The 25,698-nt window shown below is 66.0% G+C and carries 25 protein-coding genes; 10 read left to right on the top strand and 15 right to left on the bottom strand.

The genetic code is table 11. From position 1 onward, the window contains the following. The 4 genes from bchO to BM002_RS18475 all read left to right on the top strand — a co-directional run. The coding region (gene bchO, locus BM002_RS18490; protein WP_139212422.1) for an alpha/beta fold hydrolase BchO at positions 1-528 on the top strand (528 nt) is incomplete at its 5' end. 90 nt (positions 529-618) lie between these two features. Next, the gene (locus BM002_RS18485; protein WP_092785013.1) at positions 619-2,046 is read left to right on the top strand and encodes a DUF4153 domain-containing protein; all 1,428 of its coding nucleotides are present in this window, start codon (positions 619-621) and stop codon (positions 2,044-2,046) included. Beyond that, on the top strand, positions 2,043-2,720 hold the full coding sequence (locus BM002_RS18480) for a response regulator transcription factor (protein WP_092785011.1): 678 nt from the start codon (positions 2,043-2,045) through the stop codon (positions 2,718-2,720). Before BM002_RS18485 ends, BM002_RS18480 begins: the two co-directional genes overlap by 4 nt. After that, positions 2,717-3,679, top strand: a complete 963-nt coding sequence (locus BM002_RS18475; RefSeq protein ID WP_092785008.1) for a sensor histidine kinase — start codon at positions 2,717-2,719, stop codon at positions 3,677-3,679. Before BM002_RS18480 ends, BM002_RS18475 begins: the two co-directional genes overlap by 4 nt. Here the strand turns inward: BM002_RS18475 and BM002_RS18470 are convergent. Then, positions 3,676-4,359 (bottom strand): hypothetical protein, encoded by a 684-nt coding sequence (locus tag BM002_RS18470; RefSeq protein WP_092785005.1) that lies wholly within the window; start codon positions 4,357-4,359, stop codon positions 3,676-3,678. The two genes, BM002_RS18475 and BM002_RS18470, sit on opposite strands and share 4 nt — an antisense overlap. A gap of 456 nt (positions 4,360-4,815) precedes the next feature. Between BM002_RS18470 and BM002_RS18465 the strand changes: the two genes are divergently transcribed. The 4 genes from BM002_RS18465 to BM002_RS18450 all read left to right on the top strand — a co-directional run bounded on the left by BM002_RS18465 (position 4,816) and on the right by BM002_RS18450 (position 7,909). Beyond that, positions 4,816-6,120, top strand: a complete 1,305-nt coding sequence (locus tag BM002_RS18465; protein ID WP_092785002.1) for an AAA family ATPase — start codon at positions 4,816-4,818, stop codon at positions 6,118-6,120. Next, a complete protein-coding gene (locus BM002_RS18460) occupies positions 6,117-7,217 on the top strand; it encodes a ParB/RepB/Spo0J family partition protein (RefSeq protein ID WP_092784999.1) in 1,101 nt (366 codons plus the stop codon). The genes BM002_RS18465 and BM002_RS18460 overlap by 4 nt, the downstream gene beginning before the upstream one ends. A gap of 72 nt (positions 7,218-7,289) precedes the next feature. After that, positions 7,290-7,526 carry a type II toxin-antitoxin system Phd/YefM family antitoxin gene (locus BM002_RS18455; RefSeq protein ID WP_092784996.1) on the top strand — a complete coding sequence of 79 codons (237 nt, stop codon included), beginning with the start codon at positions 7,290-7,292 and terminating at the stop codon, positions 7,524-7,526. Positions 7,527-7,534: 8 nt separating this feature from the next. Further along, complete coding sequence (locus tag BM002_RS18450; protein WP_245749322.1) at positions 7,535-7,909, top strand: type II toxin-antitoxin system VapC family toxin; 375 nt, start codon at positions 7,535-7,537, stop codon at positions 7,907-7,909. Between the two features lie 19 nt (positions 7,910-7,928). On the opposite strand, the gene hemA is transcribed toward BM002_RS18450, so the two are convergent. From hemA to bchF, 14 genes are all read right to left on the bottom strand, one after another. Next, on the bottom strand, positions 7,929-9,143 hold the full coding sequence (gene hemA / locus BM002_RS18445; RefSeq protein ID WP_092784991.1) for a 5-aminolevulinate synthase: 1,215 nt from the start codon (positions 9,141-9,143) through the stop codon (positions 7,929-7,931). Further along, positions 9,140-9,937 carry a putative photosynthetic complex assembly protein PuhE gene (gene puhE, locus BM002_RS18440; RefSeq protein WP_092784988.1) on the bottom strand — a complete coding sequence of 266 codons (798 nt, stop codon included), beginning with the start codon at positions 9,935-9,937 and terminating at the stop codon, positions 9,140-9,142. The genes hemA and puhE overlap by 4 nt, the downstream gene beginning before the upstream one ends. After that, complete coding sequence (acsF, locus tag BM002_RS18435) at positions 9,937-11,076, bottom strand: magnesium-protoporphyrin IX monomethyl ester (oxidative) cyclase (protein WP_092784985.1); 1,140 nt, start codon at positions 11,074-11,076, stop codon at positions 9,937-9,939. Before acsF ends, puhE begins: the two co-directional genes overlap by 1 nt. After that, a complete protein-coding gene (locus BM002_RS18430) occupies positions 11,073-11,369 on the bottom strand; it encodes a hypothetical protein (protein WP_092784982.1) in 297 nt (98 codons plus the stop codon). Before BM002_RS18430 ends, acsF begins: the two co-directional genes overlap by 4 nt. A gap of 28 nt (positions 11,370-11,397) precedes the next feature. Then, positions 11,398-11,868: a photosynthetic complex assembly protein PuhC gene (puhC, locus tag BM002_RS18425; RefSeq protein ID WP_092784979.1), complete on the bottom strand. Its 471-nt coding sequence runs from the start codon at positions 11,866-11,868 to the stop codon at positions 11,398-11,400. 5 nt (positions 11,869-11,873) lie between these two features. Continuing rightward, positions 11,874-12,518 carry a photosynthetic complex putative assembly protein PuhB gene (gene puhB, locus BM002_RS18420; protein WP_092784976.1) on the bottom strand — a complete coding sequence of 215 codons (645 nt, stop codon included), beginning with the start codon at positions 12,516-12,518 and terminating at the stop codon, positions 11,874-11,876. Positions 12,519-12,589: 71 nt separating this feature from the next. Continuing rightward, positions 12,590-13,363 carry a photosynthetic reaction center subunit H gene (gene puhA / locus BM002_RS18415; RefSeq protein WP_092784973.1) on the bottom strand — a complete coding sequence of 258 codons (774 nt, stop codon included), beginning with the start codon at positions 13,361-13,363 and terminating at the stop codon, positions 12,590-12,592. A 20-nt stretch (positions 13,364-13,383) separates the two neighbouring features. Then, a complete protein-coding gene (locus BM002_RS18410; RefSeq protein ID WP_092784970.1) occupies positions 13,384-14,814 on the bottom strand; it encodes an MFS transporter in 1,431 nt (476 codons plus the stop codon). Next, a complete protein-coding gene (gene bchM, locus BM002_RS18405; RefSeq protein WP_092784967.1) occupies positions 14,811-15,470 on the bottom strand; it encodes a magnesium protoporphyrin IX methyltransferase in 660 nt (219 codons plus the stop codon). Before bchM ends, BM002_RS18410 begins: the two co-directional genes overlap by 4 nt. Then, entirely contained in the window at positions 15,470-16,375 is a 906-nt protein-coding gene (gene bchL / locus BM002_RS18400; protein WP_092784964.1) for a ferredoxin:protochlorophyllide reductase (ATP-dependent) iron-sulfur ATP-binding protein, read from the bottom strand. The genes bchM and bchL overlap by 1 nt, the downstream gene beginning before the upstream one ends. Before the next feature lie 31 nt (positions 16,376-16,406). Continuing rightward, on the bottom strand, positions 16,407-19,952 hold the full coding sequence (locus BM002_RS18395; RefSeq protein ID WP_092784961.1) for a cobaltochelatase subunit CobN: 3,546 nt from the start codon (positions 19,950-19,952) through the stop codon (positions 16,407-16,409). Then, on the bottom strand, positions 19,942-21,474 hold the full coding sequence (bchB, locus tag BM002_RS18390; RefSeq protein WP_092784958.1) for a ferredoxin:protochlorophyllide reductase (ATP-dependent) subunit B: 1,533 nt from the start codon (positions 21,472-21,474) through the stop codon (positions 19,942-19,944). The genes BM002_RS18395 and bchB overlap by 11 nt, the downstream gene beginning before the upstream one ends. After that, entirely contained in the window at positions 21,471-22,748 is a 1,278-nt protein-coding gene (locus tag BM002_RS18385; RefSeq protein ID WP_092784955.1) for a ferredoxin:protochlorophyllide reductase (ATP-dependent) subunit N, read from the bottom strand. The genes bchB and BM002_RS18385 overlap by 4 nt, the downstream gene beginning before the upstream one ends. Further along, the gene (gene bchF / locus BM002_RS18380; RefSeq protein ID WP_092784952.1) at positions 22,745-23,263 is read right to left on the bottom strand and encodes a 2-vinyl bacteriochlorophyllide hydratase; all 519 of its coding nucleotides are present in this window, start codon (positions 23,261-23,263) and stop codon (positions 22,745-22,747) included. The genes BM002_RS18385 and bchF overlap by 4 nt, the downstream gene beginning before the upstream one ends. 169 nt (positions 23,264-23,432) lie before the next feature. Here bchF and BM002_RS18375 point away from each other — a divergent pair, with 169 nt between their 5' ends. Continuing rightward, positions 23,433-24,269 (top strand): cobalamin B12-binding domain-containing protein, encoded by an 837-nt coding sequence (locus BM002_RS18375; protein WP_139212421.1) that lies wholly within the window; start codon positions 23,433-23,435, stop codon positions 24,267-24,269. Next, entirely contained in the window at positions 24,266-25,684 is a 1,419-nt protein-coding gene (gene ppsR / locus BM002_RS18370; protein WP_175484965.1) for a transcriptional regulator PpsR, read from the top strand. The genes BM002_RS18375 and ppsR overlap by 4 nt, the downstream gene beginning before the upstream one ends. Positions 25,685-25,698: the final 14 nt, after the last annotated feature.

The raw sequence follows: 25,698 nt of genomic DNA, 5'->3' as shown, positions 1-25,698 counted from the left end.
TCCGCCGGCGGGGCCATCGCGCTGCGCCTGGCCGAACTCCGCCCCGTGCCGCATGTCATCGGCCTCAACGCCGCCGTCAGCGGGTTTTCGGGCGTCGCGGGCGTGCTCTTCCCGCTCATGGCCAAGGCTCTGTCGGCCCTGCCCTTCGTCGCCACGATGTTCACCGCCTCGGCAACGCGCCCCGGGTCGGTCGAGCGGTTGATCGCGGGTACCGGCTCCGATCTGCCATCTGACGACCTGCGCTTCTATCGCCGTCTGGTCAGCGACCGGGATCACGTGGCCGGAACCCTGGCAATGATGGCGCAATGGTCGCTCGACCCCCTCCTGGCGCGCCTGCCGGAGATGCAAACGCCGGTCACCCTGATCACTGGCGACCGCGACCACACCGTGCCGCCCCGCGTCTCTGCCGATCTGGCCGCACGGATGCCCCATGCGACCCACGTCAGCCTGCCGGGTCTTGGCCACCTCGCCCACGAGGAAGACGCGCCCCGCGTCGAAACGGCGATCCGCGCGGCGCTCGCACCCTGATCTGCACGACCCCTGCACGACCGATGCACTGCGCCTGCACCCGGGCCGGGCGACATCCTGCGGGAAACGTCGTCGCAGAAAGGACGCAGCATGGCCGAGCATCTCTTGATCCGGGGCCTTCCCCGCAGGTTGGCGCAAGACGGGTGGTGGATGACCCAGGCGGGCGAAGCCGCCCCTCCTCCGCCCCCGACCGGCCCTGTCACCCCCGGCACCACAGGTCGGCGCGGGGTCGAGGGCGCGGCCCTTCTGCTGGCCCTGATCGCCCTTGGAGACCTTCTGTTCTGGGACGCGGCCCCCGGCCTGTCCCTCGCCCTCTTCGCCGTCGCGGTCTTCGCCGCAGCCATCGTGACGATCGGAGCCACGGCGGGCCTTGCCCTGCCCCTCCTCACCCTCCTCTTCGCCATTCTGCCCGTGATAGAGACAGTTCAGACCCTGTCCGTCGCGATCCTGCTGGCGGGCCTGGCCCTGTCGATCACCTTGCTGGACGGCCCCTCTGGCCCCATGACCCTGGCGCGCAGCGTCGCCAGACGGCTCCTGTCGATCCTTTACCGCCTGCCCATCGACGGCTTGGACGCCGCGCGGGACCTGCGCAAACCCACCGTCGATCGCAGCCGACTGACCCACCTCGCGACCGGTTGGGCGCTTCCCCTTGGCGGCGCGCTCGTGCTGGCGGCGCTTCTGCTCGAATCGAACCCGGTCTTCGATGGCCTGCTCAGCCTGCCCGACGGCCCCTCCCCCGCGCGCCTGATGTTCTGGAGCGGTCTCGCGCTGATCGTCTGGCCGTTCCTGCAACCCACACCCGCCGTCGTCGACCGACCCCTCGACTGGCGCACGCCCGCCTTTCTGAACGGGCCCGCCGTGGCCCGCGCGCTGGTCGTCTTCAACGCCATGATCGCCGTGCAGAGCGGCCTCGACATCGCCTATCTGTGGTCCGGCGCGGACCTGCCCTCGGGGATCAGCCTTGCGGAATACGCCCACCGGGGGGCCTATCCCCTGCTCGCGACCGCCCTGCTGGCCGGGGTCTTCGCCGCCGCCGCCCGGCCCTTCGTCGCCGGTCACCCGATCCTGCGCGCGCTCGTCCTGCTGTGGCTGGCGCAGAACCTGCTGGCCACCGCCTCCGCCGTGGCGCGGCTCGACATCTACGTGGGCGAACTCGGCCTGACCTACCTGCGCATCCATGCCGCCGTCTGGATGGGCGTCGTCGCGGCGGGTCTTGTCCTGACCGCCTGGGGCCTGCTGCGCAACCACACCACCGCCTGGCTGATGGTCCGCTGCACGCTCCTTGGCCTCGTCACGCTCTATACCGCCTGTTTCGTGAACTTCGGCGCGATCATCGCCCGCCACAACGTCGCCCTGGACGAACCCGACTGGCGCTATCTCTGCACCCTTCCCGCCAACACCGGCCCCATCACCGGCTGCTCCCATGACCTGACCATCGACGGCTGGCGCGACTGGACCTTCCGCGACTGGCGCGCATCGCGCTATACCGCACCGGCAACGCAAGGTGTCCGCCGATGACCACGCCCCAGAAGATCCTCGTGACCGACGATGACCCGCAGCTGCGCGATCTCGTCTCCCTTGCCCTGACACGGGCCGGGTTCGCCACGATCACCGCCGCCGACGGGGCGCAGGCTTTGACCCATGCAGCGCGGGAGCGTCCCGACCTGATCGTCCTCGACGTGGGCCTGCCCGAGATGGACGGCTTCGAGACCTGCAAACGCCTGCGTGCCAGATCGGACGTGCCCATCCTGTTCCTGACCGCGCAGGATGACGAAATCGACCGCATTCTGGGCCTCGAACTCGGCGCCGACGACTATGTCACCAAACCCTTCAGCCCGCGCGAACTGGTCGCCCGCATCCGTGCCATTCTCAAGCGCAGCACCGGGCGCGCCGCGCCGCTTCTGCGCCATGGCCTGCTGGAGCTTGACCCCGCCGCGCATCGCCTGTCGGTCGCAGGGACCGAGGTCGACCTGACCGGCACCGAACGCCAGATCCTGACGCATCTCATGGCCAGCCCGGGGCAGCTCATCGCCCGGCCGACACTGGTCGACCGTATCTGGGGCCTGGGCAGCGGCGTCTCCGATCGCACCCTCGACAGCCATCTGCGCAACTTGCGCCGCAAACTGGCCGAGGCTGGCGCACCCGATGCCTTGCGCTCGGTCCATGGGGTCGGCGTGGGCCTCTCAGCATGAGCCGTCGCTGGCGTCCGCCCCTGGCCCTTGTCCTCGGCGGCGCGCTTCTGGGCACACTCGTGCTGTCGCTTCTGGGGCTCATCGCGCTGCGCTATCTGGGCCCCGTCGTCGGCTTTCGCCAGGCCGCGATCAGCCTCGCCCTCGCCATTGCCGCACTGACGCTGATCCCCTGGTGGCTCATGCTCCGCCTGCTTCTGCGCCCGGTGCGCGATCTGTCCGCCTATGCCGCTCAGGTGCGCGTCCGGCCCGGCACCGCGCCCCCGGCCCCGGGCCACTACGGCACGCCGGAACTGCACGAGATGGGCACCAACGTCATGGCCATGGCGCAGGTGCTTCAGGCACGCGAATCCTCGGTCCGCAGCTTTGCCGATCACGTCACGCACGAGGTGAAGGGCCCCGTCGCCGCCATTCGTGCCGCCTCGGAACTGCTGTCGGACAGTGGCCTGTCCCCCGATGACCGCACCCTTCTGGACCAGATCGGCACCGCCACCCTGCGGATCGAGGCGCAGCTGGCCGCCCTCGCCCGGGTGACGGCTGCGCGCGAGGCCGATCACCGGGGCGAAACCCGCCTGTCCGACCTTGCACTAAAGGGCCCACCTTCCTTGCAAATCGACGGCAAGGATGTACAGATCCCCTTGGCCAGAGACGGTTTGCAGGCCGTCCTCGACCATCTGATCGACAATGCCGCACGCCATGGCGCCTCCGAAGTGGCGATCCGCGCCACGCGCCGGGACGGAGGCGTCGAAATCACGGTACAGGATGACGGCAGCGGCATTTCCGACGGCAACCGCGCTCGTATCTTCAACCCCTTCTTCACCACCAGACGCGAGTCCGGGGGCACCGGCATGGGCCTCGCCATCACCTCGGCCCTGCTTCAGGCGAATGGTGGAACCATCACGCTGGCCCCCTCGCCCACGGGCACGGCTTTCCGCATCGTCTTTCGGCAAAACAGTCTCTAACGCGGTGAAATCCGCACTTCGGTGAGGCCGGGCATGACCCTCCGCCCATGGGCCATCAAGTCGCCCAGATGGTGTGTGCGCACGAAGCTCGCGTGAAACCCCGTCGGCGCGCGCAGGCTCAGGACGCCGTCGTCAAACCCGTCGAAGCTCAGCGGCGCGATCCAGGCCAGATGCGTCGCGGGATCCACACCGTGCCAGCGGGCACAGAGGTCATCCCAGGGGCTTGCCCCTTCCGACACCACGCGCGGAAAGGCGATCACCTTGTCCGAGGTCGCGATCAGGTCCGGGCCCGCCATTCGAGCCTCGAAATCAGGCCCGACCAGCGCCCAGACGTCCCGTGTATCGGCCAGCAGGGTCTGCAAGCCCAGACCGTAACACGCCACCCGCCCCCGCGCCGCCGGCCGTTTCATCACAAGCCACCCCATCTCACGCAGCCTGGCCATCTCACGTTTTACCGTCCGCTCATCCACCGACCACATTCGCGCGATCTCGCGCTGGCCCGTGGTCAGCGTATCGGCCCGCCAGTCATAGCGCGCGGTTACAAGGGTGATGAACCGGATCACGAGTCGGGTGCGATGCTTGTCGCCAGTGCAGGCATAGGTGCCAAGCGCCGTCAGCAGGTCGTATTTGAACGCCGGAGCATGGACGCCGGTCACCGGTCGTGCGTCACGCCGGATCATGACATCGACCCTGGTCCATCGGGGTGTCTGGTCATCACTGTCTCTCGCCTCTTTCAGCATTTGCGCCGAAATCCATCGCTCTTCGTCGATCTTGTCGGATTAGCGTTGAGACGGGTCGATGTGTCAAGAGATTCGCCAGACTTCGAATAATCGAAGCCAACTGCAAAAAAGAATCCGGTATGCGGTTGGTATAGGGGGACGCTCAGGTTGTCACCCCATTCGCGCTTGATGTCCCCTCAAGCTGTGGGGGAAGCCTCCTGATGTCCCCTCAAGATCGAGTGCTGCCGCGCCAGTTTCAGTCTCAGTCCTGCGAATCGGTCAAGGCCCTGTTGAAGCGTCTTCAAGGGTCTTTCCCCGCGGGGAAATGGGATCTGACCCTATCATGTCCGGAGGATTGCGTGAAAGTCAAATTCGGCGTATTTCGGAATTCAGAACATAATAACGTTGAGGCGGCAGATGTATGACCATACCGACCTGGAGGCGCTGCGCGACGCGTCGCTCCGAATGCAGGGCTGGATCCGCAAGCAGACCTTTTCGCCCGGGCATGAAAAGACCTTGCGGCGCTTTTCGTCCTGGGAAGTGGCGGAGCTGATTTTCCGGGTGAATCAGAACACCTTTCGCGGTCGCCTTGCCGCCGATCCGAGCCTGCCGTCGGGCGAAGTGGAGCCGGACGGGCGGCAACGCTGGTTCTCGCTCGACGAGGTGAACGAACTGCGCCGCCGGATGCGGGTTAACCGGCGCTCGCTGATGCCCGAACGGCCCGCCAACCGGCGTGCGATCCGCTGTGCCGTGGCGAACTTCAAGGGTGGTGCCGGCAAATCGACGACTGCGCTGCATCTGGCCCATGCGGCGGCGCTGGATGGTTACCGGGTGCTGGCCATCGACTTCGACCCGCAGGCCACGCTCAGCCATTCCATGGGGCTCAACGACGTGTCCGAGGATCACACCGTCTGGGGCATCATGGCCCGCGACCTGATGCGCGAGACGGAGCGGATGAATCGCGCTGCGCAAGGTGCCGAAAGTGGCCGCGCCCTGCCCCAACGGCGCGTGCCCGCGTCGATTGCCGATACGGGTCTGAGTGATCTGCGCGCCAGCGACTTCATCCGCCCGACCTGCTGGTCAACGATCGACATCGTGCCAAGCTGCGCCAACGCGGCTTTCGTGGAATTCGCGAGCGCCCAGTACCGGCACGTCAACCCCGACTGGTCGTTCTTTGCCGCCGTCCAACGCTGGCTCGACGCCCTGCCGCCAGACGCCTATGACATCGTGATTTTCGACTGCCCGCCCGCCATCGGCTATCAGTCGATGAATGCGGTCTTTGCGGCCGACATCCTCTATATCCCCTCCGGTCCCGGCTATTGGGAGTACGACAGTACGACGTCCTTCATCGGCCAACTCTCCGAAGCCCTCGCCGACCTCCACGGTTTCGACGCGGGGACGGATTTCCCCGCGGGGAAATCGAAGAAGGCGTTTCTGGATGTCCGGTTTTTGTTGACGCGGTACGAGCCGGGGAACGATCTGCACCGCGCGATGAAAGATGCCTTCGGGAAAGTGTTCGGGGAGCGGATGACGGTGCACCCCATCGAACACACCCGCGCGGTCGAGCAATCGGGGCGGTTCCTGTCGTCGGTCTATGAGATCGATTACCGGGACATGACGCGGGAGACGTGGCGGCGGGCGCGGTCGACCTTCGATGCCGCCTATGGCGAATTCATCGGTCACGTCCTGACCGCCTGGAAGCAGTTGGAGGAAGAGCAATGAGCCGCAAACGCCGTATGTTCGACATCGACGTCCCCGAGGAGACGCCCGAGGTCGCGGACCTTCCCCCTGAGATCGAAACGAAGTCTGCCACACCCGGTCGCAGGCGCGGACCGATGGCCACGGCGATCGGCGAGACGGGCGACGCGCTGCGCTATCGTAAGGCCATTGAAGCGGATATCCGGGCCGAGAACGACGCGCTGGCCCATGAGTTCGTGCGGCTGAAGGGCGAGGGGCTGATCACCGACCTGGTGCCCATCGACCTGATCGATACGCACAAGCTGACGCGTGACCGGGCGCGGTCGGGCGACCTGGAATTGGCAGAGCTGAAGGCGTCGCTGCGCGAGGTCGGGCTGTCGAACCCGATCCGGGTCGAGTCCGTTGCTGGGGGTCGTTATGAACTGGTCGAGGGATTGCGGCGGCTGTCGGCCTATCGAGAGCTGTCGCAGGAAACCGGCAACCCCAAGTGGGACAGGATTCCCGCCGGCATGGTCGCGGCGGGGCAGGGCGCGGCCGCGCTCTATCGGCGGATGGTGGATGAAAACCTGATCCGCAAGGGCGTGTCGTTCGCCGAGATGGCGGCTCTGGCGCTGGCCTATGCCGATGAGCGGGTGGAGGGGTGCAGCGACGTGGATGAGGCGGTGAACCGGCTCTATGCCTCCGTGGGGCCGCAGAAGCGGAGCTATATCCGGCGCTTCGCCCTGGTCCTGCGGCTGATGGACAAGCACTTGAGCCATGCGCCCGCCTTGCCCCGGTCGCTTGGCCTGAAACTGGCCGACCGGATCGAGGGCGCGCCCGAGGCGCTCAAGCGGATCATCGGGGCGCTGCGCGAGGCGCCGGACCGGACCGCGGAGGAGGAGGTGGCGATCCTGCGTCGTGCGCTGGAGCGGGAAAGCGCGCCGCTGCCCGCCAAGACGCGGGGCGCGCCCAAGGCGGCGCGGCGGGGCAGGGTGGGTCTGTCGGTGCCGGTGGGGCCGGGGGTGCGCTGCACCGCGACGGACGGCAAGATGGAGATGCGGGCCGACATGGATTTCGCGGCGGTTGACCGTGACAAGCTGGAACGCGCGATCGAGGCCTTCTTCACCGAGTTGGGGCGGTGATTTCCCCGCGGGGAAATCTTGAAGTTCGAGGCGAGATAAACTAAGTTAAGCGGGCTAAGCCCGGAGGACGCGATGAAGACCGTGAATATGCATGACGCCAAGACGAACCTGTCCCGGCTGGTCGAGGCCGCCCTGGGCGGCGAGCCTTTCGTGATCGCGCGTGCGGGCAAGCCGCTGGTGAAGGTCGTGGCGCTGGAGCCCGCCGACCTGACCGGTCGGCGCATCGGGTTTCTGGCCGGGGCCAAGGTGCCCGATGACTTCGACACCATGGGCGAGGATCAGATCGAGACGGCCTTCGGCGGCGCATGAGGGCCCTGTTGGACACGCATCTTCTGCTTTGGGCGGCGACCGGGTCTGACCGGCTTACGCCTTTTGTGAGAGACTATCTGGGGGACGTCGCGTCGGAGCCGGTGTTTTCGGTCGCATCGCTTTGGGAAGTGGTCATCAAGTCCGGACTGGGCCGGGCCGATTTCACTGTCTCGGCCTTGGCGCTGCGCGAAGGGTTGCTGACCGGGGGATACGGCGAACTGTCGATCACTGCACCGCATACGCTGGCCGTCGGGGCCTTGCCGCCGGTGCATGGCGACCCCTTCGACCGGATGCTGATCGCGCAGGCATCGGTCGAGGGCTGTCCGCTCCTGACGGCGGACAGTCGGTTGGCGGAGTATGGCGCGCCGGTCAGGATGGTCTGACCGCCGCGTCAGAGACTGTTCAGGCGGTCATGTGGGCGATGGCGCACTGCCGCCAGAGGGTCTTGAGCGCGGTCACCAGATGATCGATGTCGGCATCGCTGTGGAGCGGTGAGGGGGTGAAGCGGAGACGCTCCGTCCCCTTGGGGACCGTCGGGTAGTTGATGGGTTGGACGTAGATGCCCCATTCGTCCATCAGGTAATCGGCCAGCATCCGGGTCTTGACCGGGTCCTTGATCATGACGGGCACGATATGGCTGTCGTTGGCCATATGGGGGATCCCCTCGCGGTCGAGGGCGGCGCGGAGGCGGGCGACCTGGGCCTGCTGCTGTTCGCGCTCGGTGCTGCTCTCCTTGAGGTGGCGGATCGACGCGCGGGCGGCGGCAGCCACAGCGGGGGGCAGGGCGGTGGTGAAGATGAAACCCGAGGCAAAGCTGCGGATGAAGTCGCACAGCGGGGCGGAGCCGGTGATATAGCCGCCGACGACGCCGAAGGCCTTGCCCAACGTGCCCTCGATCAGGGTGATGCGGTGTGCCAGCCCCTCGCGCTCGGAGACGCCGCCGCCGCGCGGGCCGTAGAGGCCGACGGCGTGGACTTCGTCGAGATAGGTCATGGCGCCGTATTTCTCGGCCACTTCGACGATCTGGCGGATAGGCGCGATGTCACCGTCCATGGAATAGACCGACTCGAAGGCGACGATCTTGGGCGCGTTGGCGGGCAGGGCGGCCAGCTTGGCCTCCAGATCCTTGACGTCGTTGTGACGCCAGATGACCTTTTGGGCGCGCGAATGGCGGATGCCTTCGATCATCGAGGCGTGGTTGCCCGCGTCCGACAGGATGATGCAATCCTTCAGGCGGGAGCCCAGGGTCGACAGCGCCGCCCAGTTCGACACATAGCCCGAGGTGAACAGGAGCGCGGCGTCCTTGCCGTGCAGGTCGGCCAGTTCAGCCTCCAGCAGAAGGTGGTCGTGGTTGGTGCCCGAGATATTGCGCGTGCCGCCGGCGCCCGTGCCGGTGCGTTTGACCGCCTCGCACATGGCGTCGATCACCTTGGGGTGCTGGCCCATGCCCAGATAGTCGTTCGAACACCACACCGTCACGTCGCGCTTTTCGCCCGCGTGATGGTTGGCGGCGCGAGGGAATTTGCCGCATTTGCGTTCGAGTTCCGCAAAGTAGCGATAGTTGCCTTCGGATTTCAGGGCGTCCAATTGGGCGGAAAACAGGTTGTCGAAATTCATGGATCGGTCCCTTCGTGGTGTGTCGTCGGAGCGGGCATCATCCAGCTCCAGAGTTTGGCGTCGGGCAGGGGGATGACCATCAGCCAGTGTTCAAGTGCGGCAAGGCCGGCGAGGGCGGTCAGCAGGGCAAAGCCCACCGTTTCCGCCGGGCTTGTGGCGGCGGCGAGCTGCGCGCCGAACCAGGCGGTCGTCAGGCAGAGCGCAACGACGCCGATCGGAAAGGCCGCGGTGATCGGGCCGGTCCGGAAGTAGGATTTGAGGTGGGCGAGCGGGCGCGGGACGAATTCGGTGTTGATGTGCGGCACCCCGAAGAAGAGGTTCAGTTTGGCCGAGATGCGCGCCGCCAGAAGGAGGCCGTAGGACCAGAGCGCGATGGTGTTTTCGGCCGGAACAGTGACGATCACCACGGCGAAGAACCCGATCAGAAGCGCCAGTTCATGGTGCGACACAGTGGTCCAGGCCCGCAGGAAGCGCGTGCCGCTGGACAGGCCCGGCGGACAGGGGCGGCGTTCGGGGCCGGTGACGACACCGGCGAGGAAGGCAAGTTCGATCCAGCCCCAGATCAGCAGGACCGCGGCAAAGGACAGGTAGACGTTGGCCACCGTATGCGCCTCGGCCGAGACGACGAGGGCGGCGACGCCAAGCGCCAGGAAGGGCACGGTCAGCACCACCGAGCGCCCGTGGGCGTCGGGCGCGCTGATGTCGGAGCGACGCACGAGCAGCAGGATCGCCCCGGTGGAGAACCACCAGGCGAAGAGGGCCACAAGGGCCGCGATCCAGGCTGTCTCGAACATCAGTAGGCGGGCTCCATCCGGGGGCTTTCGGGGACCTCGTTGGGAACGACCGGGATGGTGTAGAGCGAGACGAAGGCGAAGGTCGCCTTGGCCATGCCCGCCACGCGCGACACGAAGCCTTCGATGCCGCCCCGCTTCTTGGCGGCGGCGACCTGCCGGGAGGCGGCCTCCATCCGGTCGAGGTTCGGGCGCCAGCGCGGGTGGTCGATGTCGAGGGTAAAGGGGAAGACCTGCTTGGAGATCTCGGAGGTCTTGGCAAAGACTTCCTGACCATACCAGGTCGTATCGACGCCCAGGGCCTCGTGGAACAGCGGGCGCTGATGGTCGCGCACCCACATGGTCGAATAGACCGCCGTCAGGAAGAACTTGATCCAGTAGCGGTTGATCCCGGAGGTCAGCTTGGGGTCGGTCTTGAGCAGGAGCGCGAAGGCCTCGCCATGGCTGAACTCGTCGTTGCACCATTCGCGGAACCAGCCGAAAATCGGGTGGAACTGATGCTCGGGGTGCTTTTCGAGGTGCCGGAAGATCGTGATGTAGCGGGCATAGCCGATCTTCTCGCTCAGGTAGGTGGCGTAGTAGATGAACTTGGGCCGGAAGTAGGTGTATTTCTTCTGCTGCGTCAGGAAGCCGAGGTTCACGCGGATGCCCGCCTCGCGCAGGGCGTCGTTGATGAAGCCCGCGTGGCGCGCCTCGTCCCGGGCCATGAGCTGGAACAGGGTGGTGATGTCCTCGTTCGAGCCGCGACGCTTCATTTCCTTGTAGAGCACGCAGCCCGAAAACTCGGCGGTGCAGGACGAGATCAGGAAGTCGATGAATTCGGCGCGCAGGGCGGGATCCATGCCTTCCCAATCGACGACCCAATCGTCGTTCTTCTTGAAATGGCCCTTGTTGGGGTCGGATTTCATCTGGCCGATCAGCTTGTCCCAGTCTTCGCGGACGGGCGTCACGTCGATCGCGTCCATCTCCTCGAAGTCGGTGGTATAGAAGCGCGGGGTCAGAAGGGTGTTCTGCATCGCGACCTGCGTCGCCTCTTCGGAGGTGATGCCGAGGCGCAGGTCTTCGGCCTTGGCGGTCGCGTCCTGGGCGGCGATGGCGTCTTCGGCGGTCTCGGCGAACGCGGAATGCTGTGGCTTGTTCATGACAGCACCTCCTCGGAGAAAGAGAATTCGCAAAGCTCCATGAATTCGAAATCGCCTGTCTGGCGCGTCCAGAAGCGTTCGATGGCCGAAGCGCGGGTGATCGTGGCGATGCGGTCTTCCTCGACCACTTCGCCATAGGCGGCCATGATCTCGGGGCCTTCGACCTGGACGGTGTCGCCCGGGTTCACGACGGCGCCGTTGAGGAATTTCACGTGAGCCGAAAGCTCTTCGAAGCGGTGCGAGATGGTCACCCTGCAGGGTGCGGTCTCTCTGGTTCTTGTCATCAGTCCCATGGATTGGTCGTCCTTTGGATGGTGGGGGTTACGAAAGGAGGTCTGCGAAAGCGGCGACGTTGTCTTTACCGTAGCCGATCAGGGCGATGGACCACCCCGTTGAATCGTCGATCAGGACAATATGTCCACTTTCCTGCCGGGTGATGCGGATCGGGGCGTTCCCTTCGACCCGCTGCACGGTGCGTTCGCGCATGACCGAGACCCAGATCACGTCGATGAACCCGCGCTTGTCTTCGGTGGAATGGGCCAGCTGGCGGCCGTCTTCGTCGATCACGGCAACCCCGGTCGACCGGGTGCCTTCGAGGGTGACGGACAATTCCTGGACGATGGGGGTCACGGCATGGACCCCTTCGAGCGGGCGGTTGGTCGCTTGGGCAAAGGCCACGAGGGCCAGGGCCGCCGCCATCAGCGCGAACATGGACACCACGAGGAAGCGCGGGACCATTTCACGGTCGCGATGCTTCATCTGGTTGGCGAGGGAAGATGTGGTCGATTGCATCGGGGTCACTCCGCGGCTAGGGCCACGCCCGCGGACATCGGCGCTTGCGTGATACGCGGCTCGGATATCCGCGTTTCGGCGGCTTCGGTGAAGATGGCGGCAACCTTGGCCGCATCGGGAATGGCGCGCAGGGCCGGCTGTGCCGGGTTGAAGCGCCAGGGCCGCACATGGGGCCAGGTCATCAGGTAGGAGATACGCGCCCCGTCCTTGACGAGGTCGAAGGCGATGGTGCCATGCCCGCCCTTGGTGCGCGCCAGGTTGGCGTTGGCGATACAGGTATAGGGCAGGTTCAGCGTCATGGTCAGCGCCGCGCCGATGCGCAGGGCAACCCGCTTGTTGGTCAGCGTATAGACGGTGGCCTTGGCCTGCACCCAGGCCATGCCGGTCACGATCAGCGCGGCAATCGCCCCGAGGAGGAGGAGCGGGACGGCATGGGCCATCGATTCCGTCAGGGGGTGGCCCATGGCGAGCGAGGCACCGGTGCGCCAGACCGCCAGGACGGCGAAATAGCCCAGAACCCAGTTCAGTTTCCAGGCTTCCTTGGCCAGGCGCAGCGGCGCGGGCGACCCCTGCCACAGGATGTGCTCGCCCTTGGGCAATGCCTCGGGGAGGCCGCGCACGGGTTCGAATTTGAAATCATCGTGGTGCATGGTCGCCCCCTTGGTGAGTCTCTGGCAGGTGGATGGAACGGGGCCGCCGGTCCGGGGCGGCCCCGGGTCGGTCAGATCTGCGGTTCAAGCCGCTTGGGATCGGCATAGAGCGTGCCGCCGCCGAAGTAGCCCATGATCTTGTCTTCCTCGAGCAGGGTCACCTGATCGCCCGACTTGGTCGTCGGGATGTTCGCCATGTTGTGCGAATAGAGCGACTTGATCTGCACCCGGTCCTTGCGGATGCGGGCGAAGTTCATCGGGATCAGGCGCGTCTGGCCCGATCCTTCGGGGTTCAGATCGACGGTGAGGTAGCGCACCATCTGCTCGGGGACGTCCACCCACATGTCGATGATGCGGCCCACGACTTCGCCGTCGCCGGTCTGCACAGCCTTGCCACGGGGGTCGATGCCGGCCGAGATGTGGAAATCCTCGATCTGGGAGAGCGGCTTGATCTTGACGTGGCCGTGCCCGTCCAGTTCTGGCACATCGCGGCGCGGCGCCCAGGAGGCGGGGCCGACGCCGTCGACCATCGCATCACCCGTGGGCACGAAGGGCAGGCCGTTGGCCACGCCCGTCCGCTCCAGCGCGAGGTTGTCGCGGTCGCCGCGCGCCCCCGAGGGGACGGTGACTTCGCCGCGGCCATCGCGCAGCAGGAAGGTCTTGTCCTTGGGCAGCGGGAAGGGCCCCTGGTTGGCGGCCTCTTTGCCGTCGTCATCGGTCAGCGGATAACCTTCGCGCATGTTTTCGGTCTGCAGATAGAAGACGAGCAACGCAAAAAAGATCCAGAACATCCAGATCGCGGCGCTGGCCAGATCGAAAGTGCCAAAGAAGTTGGTGCCGAGCATGGTTTATCCTCCGAGGGTAGTCATGTGGGAAATTCGGCCAGGCCGATGGGCCGGGCGGTTTGCTTGGTCAGGCCGCGCGATTTCACCAGCGGGCCGAGGGCGACCAGCGTGGCGAAAAGCAGCGCGATTTCGAGGTGGTAGACGAGCGAGTAGCCGGTGGCGGGATTGGCCAGCGCCTCGCCCAGGGTGCCGGACATGGCCAGGGCATTGACCCCGTCGCGCACCGCGCCCCCGATGAAGATGGAGCAGCCGGCGGCGGTGGCCTGTGCCGCGCCCCAGGCCCCGAGCGCCAGGCCCTTGCCCGCCGTGCCTTCGGTGTCGACGGCCATGATCGCGGTCAGGGTGCAGACCGCGAAAAGCCCGCCGCCCAGACCGATGCCCGCCGCGCCCGCATAGAAGATCGCGGGGCTGGCCAGCGGGGCGGCGAAGATCACCGCGCTGAAGGCGGCAAGGCCCACGAGGATACCCCGGGCCGCCAGGCGGTAGGGGTCATGGCCGACCTTGAGCCAGCGCGCGGCCAGCCCGAAGCCCACCAATGCGCCAAGCGCCCAGACGGCCGTCAGGAGCGTTGTCGAACTGACCGAAAGGCCCAGGATTTGGCCGCCATAAGGCTCCAGCAGGACATCCTGCATGTTGAAGGCCAAAGTGCCGATGAAGACCACGACCAGAAGGCGTGCCACATCGGGCAGGGCCGTCAGATCGGCCCAGGCCGCGCGGAAGGCGGGGCGGGGGGCGGCGCGTTCCTCGCGGGTCATGGGGTTGACCTTTTCCTGTTTCCACAGCGCGATGACGTTGAGGAGGAGGGTCGCGACCGCCGTACCCTGTACCACCTGCACGAGGCGCAGGGCACTGAAGTTCGTCAGAAGCGCGCCGACGATCAGGGCGGATATGCCCATGCCGACAAGGAACATCACGTAGAGCAGGGCGACGACCTGGGGCCGGGTTTCATCGGTGGCGCGGTCGGCGGCGAGCGCCAGACCGGCGGTCTGGGTCATGTGCATGCCGATGCCGGTCATCAGGAAGGCCAGGGCCGCGCCGACGGTGCCCGCCCATTCCGGTCCGGCCGCCTGATCGCCCGAAAGCACCAGCAGGGCCATGGGCATGATCGCAAGGCCGCCGAACTGCCACATGGAGCCGAACCAGAGGTAGGGAATGCGCTTCCAGCCGATGGCCGAGCGATAGGTGTCGGAGCGAAAGCCCAGAAGCGCGCGGAACGGAGCCACCAGAACCGGAATGGCGATCATCAGGGCGACGATGGTGGCGGCGACCTTCAGCTCCACGATCATGACGCGGTTGAGCGTGCCCAGAAGCATGACGGCGGCCATGCCGACCGACACCTGAAACAGCGACAGGCGCAGAAGCTGGCTCAGGGGCAGCTGCGCACTGACCGCGTCCGAGAAGGGCAGCATCGAGAGCGACAGGCGCTTGACGGTATTGCGACCGAAAATCATGCCGAAACCTTCAGGGCGTGAGAGATGTAGAAGCCGGAGGTGACCCGCGTGACCGGGGTCAGCGTCGCGGCCATGCGACGCGACAGGCGGGCATGGGACTGCGGCACCATGGTGGGCGAGCGGTCGGCACGGGGGAACATCTTGCCCGCGCGCCACATCGCCATCAGGAGCGGGGTGCGCGGCGCGACGGTAAAGAGGATCGAGCCGGTGACCCGCGTCGCAAGCGCGTCGAGCGCGTCGGCAAGGTCGGCCTCGGAATAATAGATCAGGCTGTCCATGGCGGTGACGTGGTCGAAGGTGCCAAGGCCCCGGTCCAGCATGTCGCCGGTGCAAAAATCGATCTGCACTCCGTCGGGTGCCCGGCGGCGCGCGATGTCCACCAGTTGCGGCGAGATGTCGATGGCGACCACCTCGGCCCCGCGCAGCGCCATCTCATGGGCCAGCGCCCCGGTGCCGCAGCCCGCGTCGAGAATGCGCAGACCCGACAGGTCGCGGGGCATCTGGCTGAGCAGGATGGCGCGCATCCGGTCCCGTCCCGCGCGCACGGTGGCGCGCACGCCCGACACCGGCGCGTCGGAGGTCAGAGCCTCCCACGCCTTGGTGGCGGTGCGGTCGAAATAGGTTTCGACCCGGGTCAGGGTGGCGTCATAGGACATCAGTCGAACCCCAGAAGCTCGAAGATCTCGCGGTCGGGCAGGGGGGCCGGGGCCAGCGGATCGGTCCCGTTCCACAACGTCTCGGCCAGGCGGATGTATTCCTTTTGCACGGCGATGATGTCTTCGTCGGCATCCATCTCGAACAGGGTCTTCTTCTTGAGGCGCGACCGGCGGATCGCGTCGAGGTCGGGCATATGCGCGATGCGGTTGAAGCCCACGACCTTGCAGTAGCGGTCGACCTCATCCGTGTCCTTGGACCGGTTGGCGACGCAGCCGGCCAGACGCACCTTGTAGTTGGCCGACTTGGCCTGAACGGCGGCGATGATCCGGTTCATGGCGTAGATGCTGTCGAAATCGTTGGCGGTCACGATCAGGGCGCGGTCGGCGTGTTGCAGGGGGGCCGCGAAGCCGCCGCAGACCACGTCGCCCAGAACGTCGAAGATGACGACATCGGTGTCTTCCAGCATGTGATGCTGTTTCAGCAGCTTGACCGTCTGGCCCACGACATAGCCGCCGCAGCCGGTGCCGGCCGGCGGGCCACCCGCCTCGACGCATTTCACGCCGTTGTAGCCGACGGTCACGTAATCTTCGGGGCGCAGCTCCTCGGCGTGGAAATCGACCGATTTCAGGATGTCGATCACGGTCGGCTGGAGCATGCCGGTCAGGGTGAAGGTGCTGTCGTGCTTGGGGTCGCAGCCGATCTGGAGGACCCGCTTGCCCATCTTGGAGAACGCGGCCGACAGGTTCGACGAGGTGGTCGACTTGCCGATCCCGCCCTTGCCGTAGACCGAAAAGACCTTGGCCCCCTCGATCTTGTCGCTGTCGTCCTGATGGACCTGGACGGATCCTTCGCCATCGAGGCCCGCGGCCTTTTTCAGAAGGGGGATGTTGTCGAGGGGGCTCATGTATCGGCCTTTCCGGGGGACATGCGATTGGTCATTCTGCGGCGACCCCCTCCAATTGATCTTCGATGGCGTCGGCGGCGTCCTGAAGTGCGGCCAGCGTGGCGGCATCAGGCTGCCAGTAGTTGCGGTCGGAGGCTTCCAGCAGGCGGTTGGCCATGCGCATGGAGGCCTGCGGGCTGAGATCGGCGAGGCGTTTGCGCATCGCGTCATCAAGCACGAAGGTTTCGGTCAGCCGGGCATAGACCCAGGGCTCCACCTTGCCGGTGGTCGCGGACCAGCCGAGCGTGTTGGTGATATTCGCCTCGATCTGGCGCACGCCTTCGTGCCCGTGCTGGAGGAGCGGTTCGTAATACTTCGGGTTCAGGTTGCGCGACCGGGTTTCGAGCGCCACCTGATCGGCCAGGGTGCGCACGGTCGCCTGACCCCGCGTCTGATCGCCGATATAGATGGCGGGTTCCTGACCGCCCCGCGCGCGTTTCACAGCCGCCGCGATGCCGCCCAGGGTGTCGAAGTAGTGATCGACCGTGGTCACGCCCAGTTCGATGGATTCGAGGTTCTGATAGGCCAGATCGACGGTGGCGAGGGTGTCCTGCAACAGGGCGGGCTGCGCGCTCGCCTCGCCGTCGGTGCCGTAGGCAAAGCTCTTGCGGGCCTGATAGGCGTCGGCCAGGTCGCCGTCGTCATCGAAGGCGGAGCTGTCGACCAGCTGGTTGACGTTGGCGCCGTAAGCGCCTTCGGCGTTGGAAAAGACCCGCAGCGCCGCCGTCGTCATGTCGCAACCGGAACGGGCCATGTGGGCCAGTGCATGTTCGCGGATCGGGTTCATCGCGGCGGGTTCCTCGGCCATGGCGCATTTGAGCGCGGCATCGGCCAGAAGCTTGGTCTGGAGCGGCAAGAGGTCGCGGAAGATACCCGAGAGGGTCATCACCACGTCCACCCGCGCCCGGCCCAGGGTTTCGAGCGACACGAGGTCGGCGCCGCAGAGCCGACCGTGGGCATCAAAGCGCGGGGTGCAGCCCATCAGGGCCAGCGCCTGTGCGATCGGTCCGCCGTTCGACTTGATGTTGTCGGACCCCCAGAGGACCAGCGCGACCGACCGGGGCAGGCCATCGTGGGTCGCCAGCAGGGCATCGGCCTGTTTCGCGCCGTCGCGCATCGCGAAGGCGGTCGGCATGCGGAACGGGTCGAAGGCGTGGATATTGCGGCCCGTGGGCAGGATTTCCGGCGCGCGGATCACGTCGCCGCCCGGCACCGGCGCGATGAAGCGGGCAGACAAGGCACGGGCGAGGCCGTCGAGTTCGTGGCTGCCGGTCATCGCCTTGCGGGCGCGGGCGCGGGCCTCGGCATCGGCGAAGGTCATCTGGTTCAGCGTCGCCTCGACGGTTTCGGGCGAGGGCGTCTTGCCGACGATGTGCAGGCCTTCGGGAATCAGCGCCTCTTCGGTTTCGAGCAGGCGCAGCCAGAGCGTTTCGGGCGCACCGGAGAGGTCGACGGCGGCGGCCTGTTCCGCGATCAGCTCTTCCAGTTCGCTCCGGTCGCCGGTGGTTTCGCGCCAGCGCGCGAGACTGTCCTTCAGGTCGGAAAGCCCGCGATAGAGACCCGCATTCTGCAACGGCGGCGTCAGATAGGTGACGGTGACGGCATTGGTGCGGCGCTTGGCCAGCGTCGCCTCGGACGGGTTGTTGGCGGCATAGAGATAGATGTTGGGCATGTTGCCCATCAGCCGGTCGGGCCAGTCGGCGCCACAGAGGCCGACCTGTTTGCCCGGCATGAATTCCAGCGCGCCATGCATGCCGAAGTGCAGCACGGCATCGGCGTTCAGGTCGTGGCGCAGGTATTGATAGAAGGCGTTGAAGGCATGGGTGGGAGCGAAGCCGCGTTCGAAAAGAAGGCGCATCGGGTCACCCTCATAGCCGAAGGTGGGCTGCACCCCGACGAAGACCTTGCCGTAGGTCGCGCCCAGGACATAGACCTCGCGCCCGTTGCTCTGGATGCGGCCCGGGGCCGGGCCCCAGACCTCCTCGATCTCGTCGAGCCAGGGCGTGCGGGCGACGATCTGGTCGGCGCTGACGGTGGCGGCGATATTCGCCTCCTGACCATATTGCGCGGCGTTGCCCTTGAGGACGGCCTCGCGCAGATCGTCGACCGTTTCGGGCGGGGTCAGGTCATAGCCGTCGGCGGCCATGCGGTGGAGCGTGTTGAAAAGGCTCTCGAAGACCGAAAGATAGGCCGCGGTGCCGATGGCGCCGGCATTGGGCGGAAAACCGAAGAGGACGATGGCGACCGTCTTGTCGGCGTTCTTCTTGCGGCGGAGCGCGGCCAGGCGCGTCGTCTTGTCGACCAGCGCGTCGATCCGCTCGGGACAGGGGGCCATGGCCTTGACCGTCGTGCGCGTGGTGCAGAGCATCTTGCAGGCCGAGCAGCCGTCGGGGCCGTGGCGACCCGCGAAGACCGTCGGATTGGTCGCGCCGTCGATTTCGGGCAGGGCCACGAGGATCGTTGCCTCGATCGGGCTGAGGCCCTGGGCGCCGGTGGCCCATTCCTGCAACGTCTGGAATTCGAGCGGTTGGGCGGCGACGTAGGGCACGTCGAGACCGGCCAGCATGGCCGTGGCCCCTTCGCTGTCGTTATAGGCGGGCCCGCCCACAAGGCTGAACCCGGTCAGGGAGACGAGCGCGTCAATCTTGCCGGCAAGATAGGCATCGACGGCGGGGCGCGCGTCCAGGCCCCCGGCAAACACCGGCAGGACACGGTGGCCCGCAGCTTCGAACCTGCGGATGACGTGATCGTAATGCGCGGTGTCGGAGGCCAGGATATAGCTGCGCAGCATCACGATGCCGATGGTCGATCCGCTGTCTGAAATGGTCTCTGACACGGGCAGATCGGCGATGTCGCTGACGATGTGCTTGCCCGGCAGGTCGGGGTGATACAGGCCCAGTTCCGGATATTCGATGGGCAGCGGTGCGGTGACGCCGCGCCAATCGGCGCGCCTGGCATAGCGCGACAGCAGGAAGCGGACCATGCCGTCGATATTCTCGTCCGACCCGCCGAGCCAGTATTGCATCGACAGGAACCAGGCGCGCAGATCCTGCGCCTTTCCGGGGATCAGGCGCAGCAGCTTGGGCAGGCGGCGCAGCATCTTGACCGTGTCCTTGCCGGTCTTGCCCGCCGTCTTGGACGGCTTGAGCTTTTTCAGCAGGGCCATGGCGCCCGATGCGGGGCGCGACATGTCGAGGTCGCCCATCTTGGTCAGCTGCACGATCGCCTGATCGCAGACGATGTTCACCATCGCATCACAGGCGGGGCGGCGGGCCAACAGATCGGGCAGGATCGCGTTCACATGGTCTTCGAGGAACAGGACGCTGGTCACGATGATATTGGCCTGCGCGATGTCGCGGCGGGCGGCGTCCAGTGCGGCGGCGTCCTTGCCCCATTCGGCGGCGGCGTGGATGCTGACCTGAAGACCGGGGAAGTCGGCCTCGAGGACGGGCGCGGACCGGCTGGCGGGGCCGGCGATATGCCGGTCCAGCGTCACCACGACAACGCGGTAGGGAGTATGCATCACGTCATCGCGCATAATGGGCCTTTGCCTCGTAGAGGGTGTCGACCGAGATTTCCGAAAGGCCCCTGCCGCTGGCGAAGGCCTCGGTGTTGCGACGGGCCTTGCCGCGCACGAAGAAGGGGATCTTCCGGAGTTCGCGTTCCGCGTCGTGGAGCCAGACGACATCGCCGGTCGTGACGGATTCAGGCTCTGACACGGGGGTTTGGGTCTGTTCAGTCGGCTTCGGGGCGTGACCGCCATGATGGCTGGGCCCGGCGGCGTCGTGAAACTCGAAATCCTCGCGGAACATGTGGAGGAGGTGCTCCTCCAGCCCCATGACAAGCGGATGGATCAGCGTGTCGAACATGACGTTCGCGCCCTCGAAACCCATTTGCGGGGAATAGCGGGCGGGGAAATCCTGAACGTGGACGGGGGCCGAGATGACGGCGCAGGGAATGCCCAGACGCTTGCCGATATGGCGCTCCATCTGGGTGCCCAGGATCATCTCGGGCTGTGCTGCCTCGATCGCGCGCTCGACCTCGAGGTAATCGTCGGTGATCAGCGCCTCGAGGCCCATGTCCTTGGCCATGGCGCGGACCGGCCGGGCGTATTCGCGGTTGTAGCAGCCAAGGCCCACCACTTCGAACCCCATCTCGTCGCGGGCGATGCGGGCGGCGGCCATGGCGTGGGTGCCGTCGCCAAAGATGAAGACGCGCTTGCCGGTCAGGTAGGTGCTGTCGACCGAGCGTGTCCACCACGTCTGACGCAGGGGATTGGTGTCGAGCGTCGCGGTGCTGCCCGACAGGGCGCGGATCTCGGCGATGAAATCGCGGGTGGCACCCACGCCGATGGGCACCACCTTGGTATAGGGCTGGCCAAAGGTCTTTTCGAGATGCCGCGCCGCCAGTTCGCCTGTTTCGGGATAGAGCAGCACGTTGAAATGCGCGGCCCCCATGCGGGCGATGTCGGAGGGGGTGGCACCCAGGGGGGCGGCCACGTTCACTTCGATGCCCATCTCGTAGAGCAGGTTGGTGATCTCGGCCACGTCGTCGCGATGACGGAAGCCAAGGGCGGTGGCCCCCAGAAGGTTGCAGCTGATCCGTTCGGTCCGGTCGCAGGGTTTGGCGAGATGGCGGACGATCTGGAAGAACGTCTCGTCCGCGCCGAAGTTTTCCTTGCGCTGATAGCTGGGCAGATCCAGCGCGATGACCGGAATCGGCAGGCCCATCGTTTCGGCCAGACCGCCGGGGTCGTCCTGGATCAGTTCGGCGGTGCAGGACGCGCCGACGATGATCGCCTCGGGCTGGAAGCGGTCATAGGCATCCTGACAGGCGGTGCGGAAGAGGCCCGCAGTATCGGCCCCCAGATCGCGCGCCTGGAAGGTGGTGTAGGTGACGGGCGGGCGGTGGTCGCGCCGCTCGATCATGGTGAACAGAAGGTCGGCGTAGGTGTCGCCCTGGGGCGCATGCAGCACGTAGTGCAGGCCCTTCATCGCGGTCGCGACGCGCATGGCGCCCACGTGCGGCGGCCCTTCGTATGTCCAGACGGTCAGTTTCATACCGCCGCCTCCAGCACTGCGCGGCGCTTGAGCGGGCGCGCGAACAGTCCGGCCAGATCCCCGGCCTGTTCGTAGAAGTGGACGGGGGTGAAGACCAGTTCGATGGCCCATTTCGTCGACAGCCCCTCTGCCTCCAGCGGATTGGCGAGGCCAAGGCCGCAGATGGTCAGGTCGGGCCGGGCGGCGCGGCAGCGGTCAAGCTGCTTGTCGACGTCCTGCCCTTCGGAAATCGTCGGACCGGAGGGCAGCAGGTCGAGGTCGGGGCCGTGCAGCGCGTCGTGGATATAGGGCGAGCCGACCTCGATCGGGGTCATGCCACATTCCCGGGCGAGGAAGCGGGCCAGAGGGATTTCCAATTGGCTGTCGGGGAAGAAGAAGACCGATTTGCCGTTCAGCGTCTCGGACGCCTGCGCAATGGCCTGGCGCGCGCGGCGGCGGGGGGCTTCGGTCACGGCGCGGAATGTCTCGTCGCTGACGCCGAATTCGCGGGCGATGGCGGCCAGCCACGCGGTCGTGCCCTCGTCGCCAAAGGGGAAGGGCGCGGCCAGATGGGTGGCACCCCGGCGCACAAGCGCTGCGTGGGTTTCGCCCAGGAACGGCTGGACCAGCGCGAAGACGGTGTTCGGGCCGACGGCGGTTTCGGTGTCGATATGCCGCGCGGGCAGCAGTCGGACGGGGCCGATGCCCAGACCGTCCAGAAGGGCCAGCATCTGATCCTCGACCACATCCGGCAGGGCGCCGACCACCAGCAATTCGCGCGCGTCCGTCTTGGGCAGGACCGGCACCATCGAGGCAAGGCAGGCGTCTTCGCCTTCGGTGAAGGTCGTCTCGATGCCCGACCCGGAGTAGTTCAGGACACGAACCTTGGGGGCGTGTTGCATGGTCAGACGTTCGGCGGCGCGGCCCAGGTCCAGCTTGATGACCTCGGACGGGCAGGAGCCCACGAGGAACAATTGCCGGATGTCGGGGCGACGGGCCAGAAGTTCGGTGACGGTGCGGTCAAGTTCGGCGTGGGCGTCATTCAGGCCTGCCAGATCCGATTCTTCGAGAATCGCCGTGGCGAACCGCGGCTCGGCAAAGATCATCACCCCGGCCGCCGATTGCAGCAGATGGGCACAGGTCCGGGACCCGACGACGAGGAAGAACGCATCCTGCATCTTGCGGTGCAGCCAGATGATTCCCGTCAGCCCACAGAAGACCTCGCGCTGGCCCCGCTCCTTGAGGATCGGGGTGCTGCGGCAGCCGGTGGCCGGGGGGGACAGATGCTGGGTCATGCGGTCACCCCGGCGCGGAAGGCCCGGTCGGACTGGAGCCGCGCGGTGCGCAGTTTCCACAGGAATTGACCCGCGTTCACGACATAGGCCGCATAGGCCGCCAGGGTGATCACCATCAGCGCGACAGGCCCGATGGCTCCGGTCAAAAGTCCATATAGATAAAGGGTATGCAGCGCGATGACGCCGAAGCTGACCACGTCTTCCCAAAAGAAGGCGGGGGCGAAAAGATACTGGCCGAAGACGACCTTCTCCCAGATCGCGCCGGTCACCATGATGAGATAGAGAACGGCGGTTTTGAGCAGGATCGAGGCCGTCGCCAAGCCGTAGCCTTCGCCCGTCACAAGGAAGCGGACGACCAGAATCAGGGAGATGAGAAAGACCAGAAATTGAAGCGGCGCCAAGATGCCCTGAACCGTGGTCCAGACCGTTGCATCGCGCCGGGCCCGTTGCTCGGGCGTGTAGAGTCCGGTTTGCGGTGCTTGTCGCCGTGTGGCGTCTGACGTGACGTCTGACATCTTATCCCCCCGACGTTTGCTTGCTGGAAAGGTGTCACTCGGCCCGCAATGTGTCAACGTTGATTTACATACGCGATCCGAAGGGGAGCCGATCATTGCAGGAATTTTCCGGTAAAAGACAAAGAAAACAAGGGTTGCTCTGCACCGCCGTGAAGAATGTCAGTATTGTTTGACACTTACCGCAGCATCGGTGACGATGGAGAGGGGCAATTCGCTCACCCCCTCCAGGGAGGATTCGCAGCTGCAACCGCTTCACCATCAGACTGAACTGATGCCTCTCGACGAGTTGGCCCGGGTCGCAAAGGATGCGTTGTCCCAAGTCGCCGAAGAGAGCCGCAGGATGGTGCGCAAACCTCTGTTGCAGCGGTTCGTGACCTCGACCTGCGATGCCGATCCGACGGCGTTTCGCGCTGTCGTCGATCAGATGCGGTCGGCCCTTGTCCGCGACGAGGATATCATCGACCTCTATATCCCGGCCGCCGCCCGCGTTCTGGGCGATGCCTGGCTGGAAGATCGTCTAAACTGGGCGACGGTTTCGATCGCGTCCAGCCGTCTGGCCGGGATCGTCCGCTGGCTGGAAGATTGCACGCCGATCCCGCCGCGCTGTGGTGCATTGGCGCGATTGCGCATTCTGATCCGGGTGCCCGAAGGGGCGCAGCACACCCTGGGAATGTTCGTCCTTGCGTCGCAATTGCGACGCCGGGGTCTTTGCGTCAGGGCGCTGCTCGATCCTGCGGAAATGCCCGACACACGCGATTTCGACGTCGTCCTGATTTCCGCGACGGGTCGCGAAAGCCTGGCGAAGCTTCAGGCCTGCGTCATCAAAAGCCGAACCTTCGGCCGCGCGCCGTTGGTGGCGCTTGGCGGCGGGATCATCGGAACGGCGCACGGGCTTCTGGGTCGGACCGGCGCCGACCTCGTGACCAATGACATCGAGGAGGTCCTGCAGTCATGTCGGGCCGCGACGATGCCAAACGGACCGCCGACCCTGCGGTCCGTGACATGAGTCCCGCAGGCGGGGCCGCCGAAGCCTGGTTCGGCGGCATGCTGCCCGATGCGCAAGCGGAGCTGATGTCCGGGCTGATCTCGGGGATTTCCGACCTTGCGCTTTTGCTGCGATCCGACGGGCGGATCCTTGAACTTCGTGCCAAGCCGACGCTCAATCCGGGCGTCGATATGTCGTTGTGGGTCGGCAAGCCGATGCGGGACTATCTGAACCGCGAAAGCCTGGTCAAATTCGACAGGTGCCTGGCGACACTGCGGCAGGGCAGCGCGGCAGTGCCGTTGACCGAGTTGAACCACCGTTTGGGCAGTGACGGCCACGAGATGCCGGTCTCCTACAGCTTTCACCGCATCGGAGCCGATGGCGAGATCCTGATGCTCGGGCGCGACCTGCGCCCCATGGCCGAGATGCAGCAGCAGCTTGTCTCGATCCAGATTTCGCTGGAACGCGATTACGAAAAGCAACGCGACACCGAAACCCGCCTGCGCGTCCTGATGGCCGCACAGCCCGAGGCCTGTCTGTTCGTGAACGTCGCGCGCCGCGAAGTGACCGAGGCGAATGCCGCCGCCGCCAGCCTGTTCGGGCGGCGTCAGGATGTTCTGGCCGGAAGCCCGCTGCACGCCCTGTTGCACCGCGAGGGCGACGAGGATCTGACCGACCGGTTGATCGATGTCGCCGCCGCGGGCGAAGGCAAGGTGACGGCGCAACTGGCGGCGAGCGGGATGGACGTCGATGTCTTTCCGTCGTCGTTCCGCACGTCGGGGACGCATATGCTGCTCTGCCGGGTGGAGCGTCGCCGCGCGGGCCGCGAAGTGGGCGGCCCGATGGAGGACCGTCTGGCGGGCCTCTTCGCCAACAGCCCCGATGCAATGATCTTTACCGCCGCCGATGGTGCAATCCTGAGTGCCAACGGCAGTTTCCTCGATCTGGCCGACATCGGTCAGGAGCAGGACGTGCGGGGTCGGCCCCTGGCCGAGTTTCTCAACCGGGGCGGGGTCGATGCCTCGATCCTGCTGGAGAATGCGGAACGCTCCGGCGTGCTGCGGCTTTTTGCCACCAAGATCATCGGCGCCCATGGCGGCGCGCGTCCGGTCGAGATTTCGATCACCCGCCTGCGGGCCGGAAGCGAGACGATCTTTGCCCTCGTGATGCGAGATGCCAGCCGGGTCGATGCCGTGCGCGCCAAGCCGCCAAGCGGGTCGGTCGATATGGGATCGGTCATCGATCTTATTGGAAAACAGTCGCTTAAGGATATCGTCGCCCGCACCACCGATGTCATCGAGAAGATGTGCATCGAGGCTGCGGTAGAGCTGACGTCCAACAATCGCGTGGCCGCCGCCGACATGCTCGGCCTGTCGCGACAGTCGCTTTATGTGAAGCTTCGGAAATACGACATTCTGAAGCGCGACGAAGGCTGATTGGCCGAGTTTAC

Origin of the sequence: Jannaschia pohangensis (assembly GCF_900113875.1) — a bacterium.
GTDB classification, from domain to species: Bacteria; Pseudomonadota; Alphaproteobacteria; order Rhodobacterales; family Rhodobacteraceae; genus Jannaschia; species Jannaschia pohangensis.
This window is presented reverse-complemented; position numbering and strand designations above follow the sequence as displayed.

Coding starts and splice junctions, on each gene's coding strand:
- BM002_RS18485 (WP_092785013.1), top strand. CDS start 619: ATGGCCGAGCATCTCTTGATCCGGGGCCTTCCCCGCAGGTTGGCGCAA.
- BM002_RS18480 (WP_092785011.1), top strand. CDS start 2,043: ATGACCACGCCCCAGAAGATCCTCGTGACCGACGATGACCCGCAGCTG.
- BM002_RS18475 (WP_092785008.1), top strand. CDS start 2,717: ATGAGCCGTCGCTGGCGTCCGCCCCTGGCCCTTGTCCTCGGCGGCGCG.
- BM002_RS18470 (WP_092785005.1), bottom strand. CDS start 4,359: ATGATCCGGCGTGACGCACGACCGGTGACCGGCGTCCATGCTCCGGCG.
- BM002_RS18465 (WP_092785002.1), top strand. CDS start 4,816: ATGTATGACCATACCGACCTGGAGGCGCTGCGCGACGCGTCGCTCCGA.
- BM002_RS18460 (WP_092784999.1), top strand. CDS start 6,117: ATGAGCCGCAAACGCCGTATGTTCGACATCGACGTCCCCGAGGAGACG.
- BM002_RS18455 (WP_092784996.1), top strand. CDS start 7,290: ATGAAGACCGTGAATATGCATGACGCCAAGACGAACCTGTCCCGGCTG.
- hemA (WP_092784991.1), bottom strand. CDS start 9,143: ATGAATTTCGACAACCTGTTTTCCGCCCAATTGGACGCCCTGAAATCC.
- puhE (WP_092784988.1), bottom strand. CDS start 9,937: ATGTTCGAGACAGCCTGGATCGCGGCCCTTGTGGCCCTCTTCGCCTGG.
- acsF (WP_092784985.1), bottom strand. CDS start 11,076: ATGAACAAGCCACAGCATTCCGCGTTCGCCGAGACCGCCGAAGACGCC.
- BM002_RS18430 (WP_092784982.1), bottom strand. CDS start 11,369: ATGGGACTGATGACAAGAACCAGAGAGACCGCACCCTGCAGGGTGACC.
- puhC (WP_092784979.1), bottom strand. CDS start 11,868: ATGCAATCGACCACATCTTCCCTCGCCAACCAGATGAAGCATCGCGAC.
- puhB (WP_092784976.1), bottom strand. CDS start 12,518: ATGCACCACGATGATTTCAAATTCGAACCCGTGCGCGGCCTCCCCGAG.
- puhA (WP_092784973.1), bottom strand. CDS start 13,363: ATGCTCGGCACCAACTTCTTTGGCACTTTCGATCTGGCCAGCGCCGCG.
- BM002_RS18410 (WP_092784970.1), bottom strand. CDS start 14,814: ATGATTTTCGGTCGCAATACCGTCAAGCGCCTGTCGCTCTCGATGCTG.
- bchM (WP_092784967.1), bottom strand. CDS start 15,470: ATGTCCTATGACGCCACCCTGACCCGGGTCGAAACCTATTTCGACCGC.
- bchL (WP_092784964.1), bottom strand. CDS start 16,375: ATGAGCCCCCTCGACAACATCCCCCTTCTGAAAAAGGCCGCGGGCCTC.
- BM002_RS18395 (WP_092784961.1), bottom strand. CDS start 19,952: ATGCGCGATGACGTGATGCATACTCCCTACCGCGTTGTCGTGGTGACG.
- bchB (WP_092784958.1), bottom strand. CDS start 21,474: ATGAAACTGACCGTCTGGACATACGAAGGGCCGCCGCACGTGGGCGCC.
- BM002_RS18385 (WP_092784955.1), bottom strand. CDS start 22,748: ATGACCCAGCATCTGTCCCCCCCGGCCACCGGCTGCCGCAGCACCCCG.
- bchF (WP_092784952.1), bottom strand. CDS start 23,263: ATGTCAGACGTCACGTCAGACGCCACACGGCGACAAGCACCGCAAACC.
- ppsR (WP_175484965.1), top strand. CDS start 24,266: ATGAGTCCCGCAGGCGGGGCCGCCGAAGCCTGGTTCGGCGGCATGCTG.